Source organism: Leyella stercorea (assembly GCF_021531655.1).
The window spans coordinates 58200-71771 of the sequence record NZ_JADYUF010000009.1; the positions used below are offsets into that span (position 1 = coordinate 58200).

At 50.5% G+C, this 13572-nt stretch carries 9 protein-coding genes; 6 read left to right on the plus strand and 3 right to left on the minus strand.

Features of this window, described 5'->3' with window-relative positions; translation table 11 throughout:
- Positions 1–13: 13 nt before the first annotated feature.
- Together I6E49_RS04165 and I6E49_RS04170 are read right to left on the minus strand one after the other, a co-directional pair.
- Positions 14–2515: a TonB-dependent receptor gene (locus I6E49_RS04165; RefSeq protein ID WP_235400631.1), complete on the minus strand. Its 2502-nt coding sequence runs from the start codon at positions 2513–2515 to the stop codon at positions 14–16.
- A gap of 343 nt (positions 2516–2858) precedes the next feature.
- Positions 2859–3935, minus strand: coding sequence for an AI-2E family transporter (locus tag I6E49_RS04170; RefSeq protein WP_235400633.1), 1077 nt, complete (start codon positions 3933–3935; stop codon positions 2859–2861).
- 113 nt (positions 3936–4048) lie between these two features.
- Between I6E49_RS04170 and rsmI the strand changes: the two genes are divergently transcribed.
- The 4 genes from rsmI (at position 4049) to I6E49_RS04190 (ending at position 7828) form a co-directional block, all read left to right on the plus strand.
- Positions 4049–4858, plus strand: a complete 810-nt coding sequence (rsmI, locus tag I6E49_RS04175; RefSeq protein WP_235392774.1) for a 16S rRNA (cytidine(1402)-2'-O)-methyltransferase — start codon at positions 4049–4051, stop codon at positions 4856–4858.
- A gap of 41 nt (positions 4859–4899) precedes the next feature.
- Positions 4900–5754 (plus strand): hypothetical protein, encoded by an 855-nt coding sequence (locus I6E49_RS04180; RefSeq protein WP_235400634.1) that lies wholly within the window; start codon positions 4900–4902, stop codon positions 5752–5754.
- A 249-nt stretch (positions 5755–6003) separates the two neighbouring features.
- Positions 6004–6459, plus strand: coding sequence for a transposase (locus I6E49_RS04185; RefSeq protein ID WP_235400635.1), 456 nt, complete (start codon positions 6004–6006; stop codon positions 6457–6459).
- A gap of 166 nt (positions 6460–6625) precedes the next feature.
- Entirely contained in the window at positions 6626–7828 is a 1203-nt protein-coding gene (locus I6E49_RS04190) for a uracil-xanthine permease family protein (protein WP_235400636.1), read from the plus strand.
- 592 nt (positions 7829–8420) lie between these two features.
- Here I6E49_RS04190 and I6E49_RS04195 read toward each other — a convergent pair.
- Positions 8421–9380: an alpha/beta hydrolase gene (locus I6E49_RS04195; protein WP_235400637.1), complete on the minus strand. Its 960-nt coding sequence runs from the start codon at positions 9378–9380 to the stop codon at positions 8421–8423.
- Between the two features lie 333 nt (positions 9381–9713).
- On the opposite strand from I6E49_RS04195, the gene I6E49_RS04200 reads away from it, so the two are divergent.
- Positions 9714–10640 carry a magnesium transporter CorA family protein gene (locus I6E49_RS04200; protein ID WP_235400638.1) on the plus strand — a complete coding sequence of 309 codons (927 nt, stop codon included), beginning with the start codon at positions 9714–9716 and terminating at the stop codon, positions 10638–10640.
- 189 nt (positions 10641–10829) lie between these two features.
- A complete protein-coding gene (locus I6E49_RS04205; protein ID WP_235400639.1) occupies positions 10830–13565 on the plus strand; it encodes a 4-alpha-glucanotransferase in 2736 nt (911 codons plus the stop codon).
- Positions 13566–13572: the final 7 nt, after the last annotated feature.

The window sequence follows — 13572 nt, forward strand, 5'->3', positions numbered from 1 at the left end:
TCTTGTTATGGCTTTAGAAGCTGTACGTGATATTCAGCATGCCGCTTGTTCCGAGTGCGTAAAACTTGCGCGGATTCTTTGCAAAGTTGTACAGCGAGGCGTTGTTGCCGTCGGTAGAGGGCTGACTTGCGTCGTAGTTGCTCTCGTAGCCGCCGGTGCAGATGGTGCGGTTGTTGGTGAGGTTGGTTATGCTGAGGTTGATGTCGAGCAGTCCGCCCATCACACGTGCGGTGCGTCCTATTGAGCAGTTGAGCATAAATCCGCCCTTACCCTTTGCCTGTTCAAGGCTCTCACCGTCAGCTATCTGCTGCAGACGGTTGTACGTAGAGTAGTCGAGATAGATGCGGTCGTAGTAGTTGCAGTCTACTCCTACGGTCCATCCGCGCTGATGATAGTTGACGCCGAGGCTTGCGGCTGTGAGCGGAGTGCCCGATTCGTGCATGTCCTTGCTAAGGAGCACATCGTCGTTGTATGTGCCTTGGCATGCAAACATGTAGCGCGAGAGGGCATTATTGGTAGTCTTAGCCTCGCTTATGGTGCCCAGGAGCTTAATGTCGAGAGTCTTGCAGATGTCAAACTTCAGTCCTGCCTCGAGTCCGTAATACTTCTTCTTGAGTCCGGTTATTGAGTTGTACACCAGTTCGTTGGTGTTGTCCATGTAGAAACTCTGCCAGTCGGAAGCGTCCTTGACGTACGAGTAGTAGCCGTTAAGGTTCGCATGCAGCCACGTGCCGTTGTATATATAGCCCACCTCGGTGCTGAGCACCTGCTGCTTCTTGATGTTGGCAGCGAGGTCGTTGTTCACCTCGGGCGCTGCAAATACGGTAGAGGCGAGAGGTGCGCGCTGCTCATATCCCATGCCGAATGTGAGCGTATGGCCGCAACCCATATCAAGCGACGATCCGAACTTCAGTCCGCCGTCAAGGAAATCCTTTGTACGGCTCTTGCCGAAGGAGTTGTCGGCAGCCATACCGTTGCGCATCTTGCCGTCGCGCTGCATCGACTGATAGCCCATACGTGCCGAAATGCTGTAGTTGAGCATTCCGAACTGCTCTTCATACGACGCCCATGCCTGTGCCTTATTAATCAGAATGTTGTAGTCGTAGCCCATTCTGTCGCCCTTATACAATGCGGCGTTGCGGTTATTGAGGTCGTATTGCACCTTGTCGGATGTCGAAGGATAGTGCATTGCGGCGTATGTGTTGACGTTGTGGAGCTGCGCTCCGCCCAGCAGACTGTTAATGGTCTGATAGTGCATGCCCTTGTTTGTGGCAAAGTTGAATCCGGCGCGCAGGCTGCTCTTTGCCGTCAGGCGCTTGTCAAGTGTCGTTGCGAGCGAGATGTTGAGGTTGTCGTTGTGGCGGGATTCAAGCCAATACATTGCATCGGTGCCTTGTGCTGCCACCTGACTGTTAAACCAGTACATGCGTTCCCAGTCGAGTTGTCGGTTTGACTTGTCGGCTGCCCACTGCGAGCAGGCCTTCTCCCATCGTGCTTTAGCGTCGGCTGTGTTGGCAGGGTCGGCTGTGTTCCATACATTATATATAGAGCTTGGCATCTTAATCCACGAGTCGGCGTATGGATTTTCGCCGTTAAAGTTGAGTCGGGTACATCTGTACCACGCATATTGTCCCTGCAATGATGTGCTCAGACGGGTCTTTTCGTTGATTTTCCAGTCCCATGTGAGCAATGCTGTAGGCGCAAAGTCGCGCACAACACGCGAACTACGCTTCTTGTCGTTGTAGTATCCCCAATACGGATTGTACTGATGGTCGTCCGAGAGTTGGAAAGCCTCATCTGTAGATGCGCCATATTGAGCACGCTTAGAGGGGCTGCCCCATGTGGCGAAAGCCAATGAGTGAGTGTCGCCCCACATCTTCTGCACGCTGAGATAGTACGATAGCGACTTCAGCGGTGTGCCGTCTACATATCCCTGCTTAGCCCATCGGTAGGACAATGTACCTGCAAATGCCCATCCGTTGGCGCTCAGTCCCGAGGCATACGAGTAGGCTCCGCCCATAGTATAGTTGCGGTTGGCTCCGGTCCATTCTATATGGTGGCCGCGTTTCATGTCGGCAGCACGGAAGTTGTAGTTGTTCGATCCGCCCAAAGCCGTCATTCCATAGCCGAACGATTCGAAAGGCAGCGACGAGTCGAAGTACAGTCCTTGAAGTCCTATGCCGCCTATGGTAGGATAGCGGAATTGTCCAGTCTCAACGTTATTCATCAGTACGCCGTTGATGTACACCTCGTTGTACATAGGATTATATGCACGGAATCGCAGATGGGTAGGTGCGAAGCGATAGCTCACCTCCGATGCGAACACGTTACGGTTGGAATTGACCATCGTAACGCCTTGTGGCATGTCGGCATTCTGTCCGAGTTGCTGCTCGGCAAAGGTATAGGCTGCCTCCACATCAAGTTTGCCGTGCTGACCAATCGAGTCGGTATAGGTCTGTGCCCAAGCAGGAGCGCAGCACATAGCCAACAGTGCTATATTTAGTTTCTTTTGCATGTTTGTTTTATTCAGTTTGTTTTTATTGTCCTTACAAAGTAAGGCATTATATTCCAATTGCGAAAATAATTCGGTCGATATTTACCTTCCGTTCGACTTATCCCCTTTGTTTTCCGTCATTTAGAACAATTAGCGGAGCTGCCCCATTCAAAATTCAAAATCCAAAATCGCAGGCACAGCAGCCCAATTCAAAATTGAACAATTCAAAATCGCAGGCACAGTCGAGAATAATTCAAAATTGAATAATTCATAATAGCAGGCGTAACCGAGAACAATTCAAAATTGAACAATTCAAAATCGCAGGCAAAGCCGAGAACAATTCAAAATTCCTAATTCCTAATTCCTAATTCTCTTCGTGTTCCTTCGTGACGTATCTCTGCCAGTAGGCAATGATGAGTGTGGTCAAGGGGAGGGCGATGATGAGACCGATGAAGCCCAGCAGCGCGCCCCACACAGACAGCGAGAGCAGCAGAATGGCAGGGTTCAGCCCCATAGCCTTGCCCATAATCTTTGGCGTTACTATCATGTCGGTGATTATCTGCACCACACAGAAGAGTCCGACAGCCAATCCGAACACCACCCAGAAGTTCTGTCCGGTGTCAGCCGCTTTAAGCATGGCAAGGAAAGCGGTAGGAATTATGGCGAAGGTGTGCAGATAAGGCACCAGATCCATTACTCCGATGAGTATGCCCAGACCTATTGCCATAGGGAAGTCCATTATGCTGAAGCCTATGCAGAACATCACGCCCATGCAAAGCGCAACCAGACACTGGCCTCGGATGTAGTTGTTGAGTTCGCGCTCGACGTCGCCCGCCAGTTCATGCCAGAAAGGACGGTTCTTCTTGGGGAATATCTTTATCCAATTGGAGGTGAGATATTCGTAGTCGAGCAGAATGAAGAACATATATAATAAGGTGATGCACGATGCCACAATGCTCAGCACTATGTTGGCAGTCTGACCTATCACGGCAAACACCTTTGGCATGCTGGTGCGTATGGCATCCTTGAAATCGTTGCTCTTGAAGAATCGTTCCACCTGTTCCTGGTTCTCTTCAATCCAGTTTTTCACAAGCGTCGTAAGGTCATTGGTGTGTGTTGTCTGGTGGAGCCAGTGCATCAGAAACTCGTAAAGCTTCTGAAACTGCCCTATCATGGGCGGAATGATGAAGTAAATCATCAGTCCCACCACGCCCAGCACTACAGCCATGGCTATGAGTATAGCCAGTGCGCGCACCTTGACATGCATGCGATATTGTATGAACTTCACCATCGGATACATCAGATAGGCGAAAAGCCACGCTATGAAGAACGGCAGCAGCACGCTGCTCAGATAGTTGGTCACGGCAAACACAGCCACTGTGATGAGCGCAATGGCTGTCCAACGAATGAATTTATCAAAAGTGATTTTCTGTTCCAACATATATAATATTACGATTTCAATGGGTACAAAATTACGAATACGTTTTAAAAATTGCAAAGAAAGGGCTCCTTTTTTTGCCGTTCTTGATTAATATAGCTATATTTGTCGCCAATATGGGGATATTGTATATAGTACCCACACCAGTGGGAAACATGGAGGACATGACAATGCGTGCCATCCGTATATTGAGAGAGGCCGATCTTGTGCTTGCCGAAGACACTCGCACATCGGGCATTCTGCTCAAGCATTTCGACATACAGAACCGTCTGATGTCGCACCATAAGTTTAACGAGCACGGCACAAGCGCCGCCATCGTCGAACGGTTGAAGGCTGGCGAGACGATAGCTCTAATCAGCGACGCCGGCACTCCAGGCATCAGCGACCCGGGATTCTTTCTCGCACGCGAGGCTGCCAAGGCTGGAATAACGGTGCAATGTCTGCCGGGTGCTACGGCATTTGTGCCAGCCATTGTCAGTTCCGGACTGCCTTGCGACCGCTTCTGCTTTGAAGGTTTCCTGCCACAGAAGAAGGGACGCCAGACGCTTCTCGACGCTTTGCGCACCGAGACGCGCACTATGATATTCTACGAGTCGCCCTACCGGCTGGTGAAGACATTGGAGCAGTTTGCCGAAGTATTCGGCGACGAACGCCAGGCCAGCGTCTGCCGCGAGATATCCAAGTTGCACGAGGAGAGTGTACGCGGTTCGCTCAAGGAGATAATAGCCCACTTCCACCAGACAGAGCCGCGTGGCGAGATAGTGATAGTGGTGGCTGGATGCGGCGAAGGCGAAATGTCGGCACTCAAGGCATTGAAGGCTCAGGCCAAGGAGAAGAAGCCGCGACTGAGCAACAAGGAGCGTTACGCCATGCGCGAAGCCGCCCCCGAAGAATTCAAGAAGAAGAAATTCCGAGAAGAAGAATAACAATCGATAACATACTGAATAATAACCAAACCCTGACAAATATGAAAAAGTTTAAGTTTTTATTATTTGCATTGGCAGTAGTTGCCTTCGCATCGTGTGGCAACAGTGACAAAAAACAATCGGTAGAGGGCACTGTACAGAGCGACTCACTGCAACGCGTGATAACTCAGAAGGACAATGAAATCAACGATATGATGGAAACCTTCAACCAAATACAGGAAGGTTTGCGCGAGATTGACGAAGCCCAGAACCGTGTGAGCATCGTGAAGAACGGCGAAGGAGCCGACAAGCGCCGTCAGATTGTAGAGAACATACAGTTCATCTCCAATACAATGAAGCAGAACCGTGCCCTCATCGAGAAGCTGCGACAGCAGATGCGCGAGTCGAGCGTTAAGGGCGACCAGCTACGCAAGACCATTGAGGACCTCGTAAAGCAGATTGACGAGAAGGACAACCAGCTCAAGCAGCTGCGTGCCGAACTCGATGCCAAGGACATACACATTGCCGAACTCGACCAGACTGTCAACACTCTCAACGACAACGTGTCGAGCCTCAAGACAGAATCGTCGCAGAAGAGCGAGACTATCAACGCTCAGGACAAGCAACTCAACACCGCATGGTTTGTATTCGGAACCAAGAAGGAGCTGAAGGAACAGCACATACTCGAAGGATCAAAGGTGCTTGAGTCGAACTTCAACAAGCACTACTTCACCAAGATCGACATCCGTGTCGACAAGGAGATAAAGCTCTACTCTAAGTCGGCACGCATTCTCACCATGCACCCGTCAAGTTCGTACACCCTGCAGCAGGATGCCAACAAGCAGTATGTGCTGCGCATCAACAACCCGCAGATATTCTGGTCGACCAGCAAGTATCTCGTGATACTCGTGAAGTAAAAAGACAAACATGCGGGCAGAAAGCCATTGACAAACAATACGGGCAAGCCATAAGCAAACTACGGGCAAGCCATAAGCAAACTACGGGCAAGCCATAAGCAAATTACGGGCAAGCCATAAGCAAACTACGGGCAAGCCATAAGCAAGCAATACGGGCTGAAAGCCCAATAAGCACATAGCCCAGGGCAACGCCCTGGGTGTATTGCGTATTATATCCCTACGCCCTGAAAGGGCAAAAGCATAAAAAATATGGCACAATCACTGTGTAAGATATACATACACCTTATATTTCATATAAAGACAACCAGTCCCTTGATTCGAAAAAACGATTTGGACCGTGTCCTTTCCTATATTGGCAAATTGGTAAATGCTACTGGAAGTCGAGAAATACGTGCAGGCGGTGTTGGCGACCATATACATATTTTATTTCTTCTATCTAAGGAAAAGGGAATCTCACAAATAGTAGAAGAAATAAAACGGAACAGTAGCCGATGGATTAAGACGATAGATTCCTATTATCACAATTTTGCATGGCAAGGAGGTTATGCGGCATTTTCGGTTAGCCAATCTGTTACGGACAAGACTATACAATATATAAATCAACAACAAGAGCATCATATCAAACAATCTTTTGCTGATGAATATAAAACTTTCTTGAAGTTATATAATGTTCAATATGACGAAAGATACATTTTCACGGATTGATGCTTTTGCCCTTACAGGGCGTTCGGATATTATCTATCCATATACCCAGGGCGTTGCCCTGGGCTATGTGCTTATGGGCTTTCAGCCCGTACTATTATTATTTCAAAAATAATTATCTGCAACAAATCAAAGCGGTTTCAAAAACAATAATTTACAACAAAACAAAATGGATACAGAACAACTATCGCTAACAAAGAAAACCCTTGTCGGCGTGCAGTTCCTCTTCGTGGCGTTCGGAGCCACGGTGCTGGTGCCGCTGCTCATCGGTATCAATCCCGCTACGGCGCTTTTCACAGCCGGATTGGGCACATTCATCTTCCACTTCGTCACTGGTGGCAAGGTGCCCATCTTCCTTGGCTCGTCGTTTGCATTCATTGCCCCTATCATTGCAGCCACACAGCAGTGGGGATTGCCCGGCACTCTCGCCGGACTTACAGCCGTATCGCTCGTCTACTTCGTAGTGAGCGCACTCGTAAAGTGGCAGGGCAAGCGCCTGCTCGACCGCATCTTCCCTCCGGTAGTGATCGGTCCGGTCATCATACTCATAGGACTCTCGCTCTCGGGCAGTGCCGTCAACATGGCAAAGACCAACTGGATACTCGCCTTCACGTCGCTCATCACAGCCATTGCCATACTGACATTCTGCCGCGGACTGATGAAGCTGGTGCCCATAATCAGCGGTGTCATCGTGGGCTACATACTCGCTATATGCCTTGGCGAGGTTGACTTCTCGGGTGTGGCATCGGCATCGTGGCTGGCCATACCGGTACAGTTCGACACCATCACCCACTTCGAGTGGGCACCATTCCTATACATGATACCCGTGGCAATAGCCCCCGTGCTTGAGCATATAGGCGACGTTTATGTAGTAAGTGCCGTTGCCAAGAAGGACTTCGTAGAAAACCCTGGCATTCATCGCACCATGCTCGGCGACGGATGTGCCTGCCTTGCATCGGCATTGCTTGGCGGACCACCCGAGACTACTTACTCTGAAGTGACCGGAGCCATGTCCATCACCAAGGTGACATCGCCTGCCGTAATACGCATTTCGGCTGCCACAGCCATCTGCTTCTCTATCATCGGCAAGCTCAGCGCACTGCTGCAGTCTATCCCACAAGCCGTGCTCGGCGGCATCATGCTGCTGCTGTTCGGAACGATAGCAAGCGTTGGCGTGCAGAATCTGATGCAACATAAGGTCGACATGAACGACACCCGCAATGTCATCATCATTTCTGTTATGCTCACAATGGGCCTGGGCGGTGCCGTACTCTCATCGGGTTCGTTCGCAATATCGGGCATCGGACTCGCTGCCGTAGTAGGCGTAGTGCTCAATCTGGTGTTGCCCAAGACCAAGAAGGTTGAGGAATAAAAACGGTTCATCCGGAATTTGGAGTGGTAATATTATAAGTTCAATTTTGTAAGTTAATTGGTAAAGCAAATAGTAGGAGGCTATGGCGTCCCCGCCATAGCCTGTGCAGTTAGTCAGTACATTCTTGTTATTGATAATATGCACTGCCTGCTTGCTCAGGCTATGGCGAGGACGCCATAGCCTCCTACAGTTTGTAATTTTAAAATATAGTATCACTCCAAATTCCGGATGAACCATAAAAACGACGTCAACACACCAGTATACAGCATACTTACAACAACCGTATTTCAAAGAGAGTGTGTCAAAAGTTTAAGCAGCACGCCCCCGAAGGGGCAGAAGCACATAGCCCAGAGCACCCGCCCTGGGTAAAAGTTCCCAAACAACAAAACGCCCTGCAAGGGCAAAAGCGTTAATAATCAATGCTTTTGCCCTTGCAGGGCGTCTTGCTTTTATCAATCCGTACACCCAGGGCGAATGCCCTGGGCTATGTGCTTATTGGGCTTTCAGCCCGCTTTGTTTTACTCTTGCCTAATCCTCCTCTTATAGAAAGCAGCTCATATATAAAAATAAATATGACCACATACTTATTATATCAATTCTCCGCCCCGTTCCACTTGCTTACAAACTCCGTAACCTTCCTTATGTATTCCGCTTTATGGTCGCGATAGGAGAGGGCATGCTTGCTGCCGGGCGCAATCCACAGCTGTTTGGGTTGAGGCTTGGCCTCGTAGAGCGGATAGACCATAGCCGTAGGCACGTAAGTGTCGTTGTCGCCATGGATGAAGAGCATCGGTTTGCGGCACTTAGCCACCTGCTTGAGCGGCGAAGCCTCGCCGAACGACCATCCGTACTTCATCCTTACCACCCACGACGCAGTATAGAGCAACGGGAATTCGGGCAGCGAGAAACGTCCGCTCAGCTCGTGCGCAAACTCGTCCCATACGCTTGTGTATCCGCAATCCTCTACAAAGCACTTCACATAATCGGGCGTGTGCTCGCCGCTGACACACATTGTAGTGGCTGCACCCATCGATATGCCATGCACCACGAGGCGCATCGAGTCGGCAGGCGTACGGAACATGCCGGGTGCCAGACCAATCCAGTGCATCACGTCGAGACGGTCCTTCCATCCCATCTGAATGTCCTTGCCGTAGCTTTGACCGTGAGCGTGAAGGTCGGGCAGCAGGATGTTGTAGTTGAGGAAATGGTTGTAGATGCGTGCAATCATAAGCATCGAAGTGGCGTTGTCGGTATATCCGTGCACCAGTACAGCCGTTGCGCCATGCGCCTTGGACGAACGTGCAAAGATAGCGTGCGCCCTTTCGCCCGTAGGCATCACCACGAAGGTGTCGCGCAGGGCACCCTCTGCCTGCAAGCTGTCAATCCACGAGCGCAGTTCGGGATAGTTGGCTATGGCACGATTGAAACTGCTGTCACGATGGCGCGGCGCATCCACCAGCGCATAGTTGACCAGATAGAACGAACCCGCAGTCACCGCAGACACGAGTAGCACAACGACAGCAGCCGCTGTCAGCAGAATTTTCTTTTTCATATATGTTTCGTTTTGTATTCAATGTTTCGTTATATCCCCATTTGTAGTATAATGCGATAAAGGTATTAGAAAAATCTCAGATAACACAGCAAGGCAGCCGAAAATATTTATGCAATGTTTCATTTGTGTAAAAATTGACTACGATTGTGCAAATAATGTAGAAGTAAAGTACGCTTATTCGTCATTTTTATTTACCTTTGCAGCCGAAAATCAATATATACGCAATATATGGACGACTATCACGCGGAAAATATGAATTTGTAGTGCAGGAGGACAGCAACTCATAACGGCTGGTCTCCCACACATTGTTTTAACCCATGGAGACCTATCTTTATGAGAACATTTTGGAATACAAACTCTACACTTAAGACCATCGACGAATGGCAGCCCAACTGCTGGATACAGGTAACGTGTCCGACAGACGACGACCAGCAATTTCTGGAAGACAAATTCAACATACCCGACTATTTCCTGTCCGACATCAGCGATGCCGACGAACGTGCACGCTACGAGTATGACGACGGATGGATGCTCATCATCCTTCGTATACCGTATGTCAAGGAGATACGTTCGCGTACGCCATACACCACCGTGCCGCTCGGTATCATACACAAGCGCGACGTGACCATCACCGTGTGCTACTACGAGACAAACATGATGATTGACTTTGTGTCGTACCAGCAGAAGCGCGGCGAGGGATTCACCGACTATGTCGACATGATTTTCCGACTCTTCCTTTCGTCGGCAGTATGGTATCTGAAGCGGCTGAAGCAGATAAACACCCTCATCGAAAAGGCAAAGCACAATCTCGACCATAACGTGAACAACGAGTCGCTCATCGCCCTGTCGCGACTGCAGGACTCGCTCACATACTTCGTCACGTCAATACGTGGCAACGAAACGTTGCTCTCGAAGCTGAAGTTCAAGCTGCAAGTGGACGAGTTGGATGCCGACCTTATCGAAGACGTTAACATCGAGATGTCGCAGGCACGCGAGACCACCAACATCTACTCGAACATTCTTGAGTCGACGATGGACACCTACTCCAGCATCATCAACAACAACATGAACACCGTGATGCGTACGCTCACGTCCGTGTCAATCATCATGATGTTGCCTACGCTTATATCTTCATTCTTCGGAATGAACCTCATCAACGGTATGGAGGACAGCCGTTTCGGATTCCTCATAGCGCTGCTCATATCGATAGTGATATCGGCTCTGTCGTGGATAATACTGCGTCATAAACGACTGTTATAAAGCCCCAAACGGCTGTTAATATACAATTAAAACGACCCGAATAGTACTGATTATTAATTATTGGTATTGTTCGGGTCGTTTTGTGTTTAAAAAAATCCGATTTTTCGTTATAGTCTGCTTTTTTTTTACTAATTTTGAACCAAATAAAACTATAACCAGTGTCTTTATGACACAGTAACCTTAACGATAATGACTATTAAATTCAATCTTAACTACCAAACCACATTTGGCGAGGAACTGTTGCTCAACGTCAAGGTGACAACAGAAGACGGACAGGAGAAGACCGCTGTGTTCGGCATGTCTACCACCGATGGACGCCACTGGCAATATACTTTGGACAAAATAGACACTCCTTCAACTCCTTATATAGATTATTTCTTCTCACTCAGCAACGCTGGCAAAGAGTTGCGTCGTGAGTGGATAACCGTGACACATCGCCTCGACCTCAACATGAGCGGGGCCACTAATATAATCGTAAACAACCGTTGGAACGAGATTCCGCATGACTCCTATCTGTACACATCGGCATATACCGAATGTATCAACCGCCATCCGCGCCACTCGGTAGGACGCTCAGCATACAGCCGCACGGTGCGTCTGATAGTGCGTGCGCCTCAGTTGCGACTGGGCGAGAGGCTTGCCATCGTAGGCGAGCATCCCTCGTTGGGAGCATGGAACACCGGACACGCCATTCCGATGCACGAGCATAACTACAACGAATGGCAGATCGACCTCAACGCCAACGCTCTCGGTGTGCCGCAGCCTGTCAAGAAGAATGCTGAGGCAGCACCGATGCGCAGCATTGAATACAAGTTTGTGGCAGTCAGCACCGACGGCAATGTGATGTGGGAGACGTGCGACAACCGTAAGCTCAAACTCGATGCGATGGAGGCAGGCGACGTGTGCGTGATAGAGGAGGACCAGTCGTTCTTCGCCATGTGCAACCGACGTCTGGCTGGAACACTCGTGCCGCTCTTCTCGTTGCGCACCGAAGGCAGTTTCGGTGTAGGCGACTTCGGCGACCTTGCCGCAATGACCGACCTCGTGGCAGACACCGGCCAGCGAGTGCTGCAGCTGCTGCCCATCAACGATACTACCACGTCGCGCCGATGGACCGACTCCTATCCATATTCGTGCATCAGCATCTTTGCGCTCAATCCGATATATGTCGATCTCAGACAATTGCCGCCTCTGGCAGACGCAAAGAAGCAGGCTGAGTTTGAAGCGCTTCGACAGGAACTCAACGCACTCCCGGCTGTAGACTACGAGCGTGTGATACGCGCCAAAGAGCAGTACTTGCACCTCATGTTCGAGCAGGAGAGCGAGCGCACCATGCGTTCAGCTGCGTTCAAGAAGTTCTTCCGCGACAACGAGCGCTGGCTCGTGCCATACGCACAGTACAGCTATCTGCGCGACGCTTATGGCACAGCCGACTTCAATACCTGGCCCAGTCATCGTGAATGGACTGAAGCCGAACGTGGACAACTGTCGAATCCGCGCACTAAGGCATACAAGAAGCTTGCCTTCTTCTACTATGTGCAGTTTGTGCTCGACCAGCAGATGTGTGTCGCACACGAACACGCTATGGCTCGCGGCGTAATTCTCAAGGGTGACATACCTATCGGTGTCGACCGTACAGGATGCGACGTGTGGTTCGAACCGCACTACTTCAACCTTGACGGACAGGCAGGTGCGCCACCAGATGCTTTCGCTGCCAACGGACAGAACTGGGGATTCCCTACGTACAACTGGGACCGTATGCTTGCTGACGGATGCCAGTGGTGGGTGCGCCGATTCCGCAATATGGCTAAGTATTTCGACGCTTACCGCATCGACCACGTGCTCGGTTTCTTCCGTATATGGGACATTCCGGCAGACTGCGTACATGCTCTGCTCGGACAGTTCTCGCCGGCTCTGCCCATGACCAAGGCAGAGATAGGCAGCTATGGATTTGAGTTTGACGAGGAACGACACACACGTCCGTTCATCAACAAGTGGGTGTTGGAGCGCATCTTCGGCGAACGTGCCGATGAAGTGGCACAGAACTATCTGCAGCCTGTTGCCGATGACGGCACCTACAGCATGCGTCCCGAATACGACACCGAGCGCAAGGTGCAGGCTGCCTTTGCCGGAAAAGACTCGGTTGCCGACACAGCGTTGAGCGACGGATTGTACAAACTCATTGAGAATGTATTGTTCGTGCGCGACCGCAAACGCAACTATCTCTACCATCCGCGCATTACGGCACAGCTCAACTTCGCCTTTGCCGCACTCGGCGACGACGACAAGCAGCGCTTCAACCGACTGTATGACGACTATTACTATCGTCGCAACAGCATGTTCTGGTATCGCGAGGCTATGAAGAAACTGCCCCGACTGGTGCAGGCTACACGCATGCTTGTGTGTGCCGAAGACCTTGGTATGGTGCCGGAAAGTGTGGATTGGGTCATGAAAGACCTGCGCATTCTCTCGCTCAACGTACAGACTATGCCCAAGGAGTATGGTGTGCACTTTGCCGATCTGTCGAAATATCCCTACCGATCGGTTTGCCTCTTCTCGTCGCACGACATGCCTACGCTCCGACTGTGGTGGGACGAAGACCTGGAGGTGGCGCAAGACTACTACGAGACGGTGCTCTATCATACGGGCGCGGCACCTCATCCGCTGCCGGGATGGCTGGCTCGTGAGATTGTGGTGCGTCAGATGCAAACCCCGTCGATGTTGTGCATAGTGCAGTTGCAGGACTGGCTTGCCACCGACGAACGCATCCGCCAGGCCGATCCTACCGGCGAGCGTGTCAACGTGCCTGCCAATCCGTTCCATTACTGGCGCTACCGCATGCCAATGACCATCGAATCGCTGAAGGCTGACCGCGACTTTGTGAACAGCATCAAGGATATCGTTGGTGAGACAGGAAGATATTAATAAACCA

Coding starts and splice junctions, on each gene's coding strand:
- I6E49_RS04165 (WP_235400631.1), bottom strand. CDS start 2,515: ATGCAAAAGAAACTAAATATAGCACTGTTGGCTATGTGCTGCGCTCCT.
- I6E49_RS04200 (WP_235400638.1), top strand. CDS start 9,714: ATGAGAACATTTTGGAATACAAACTCTACACTTAAGACCATCGACGAA.
- I6E49_RS04195 (WP_235400637.1), bottom strand. CDS start 9,380: ATGAAAAAGAAAATTCTGCTGACAGCGGCTGCTGTCGTTGTGCTACTC.
- I6E49_RS04185 (WP_235400635.1), top strand. CDS start 6,004: ATGGCACAATCACTGTGTAAGATATACATACACCTTATATTTCATATA.
- I6E49_RS04205 (WP_235400639.1), top strand. CDS start 10,830: ATGACTATTAAATTCAATCTTAACTACCAAACCACATTTGGCGAGGAA.
- rsmI (WP_235392774.1), top strand. CDS start 4,049: ATGGGGATATTGTATATAGTACCCACACCAGTGGGAAACATGGAGGAC.
- I6E49_RS04190 (WP_235400636.1), top strand. CDS start 6,626: ATGGATACAGAACAACTATCGCTAACAAAGAAAACCCTTGTCGGCGTG.
- I6E49_RS04170 (WP_235400633.1), bottom strand. CDS start 3,935: ATGTTGGAACAGAAAATCACTTTTGATAAATTCATTCGTTGGACAGCC.
- I6E49_RS04180 (WP_235400634.1), top strand. CDS start 4,900: ATGAAAAAGTTTAAGTTTTTATTATTTGCATTGGCAGTAGTTGCCTTC.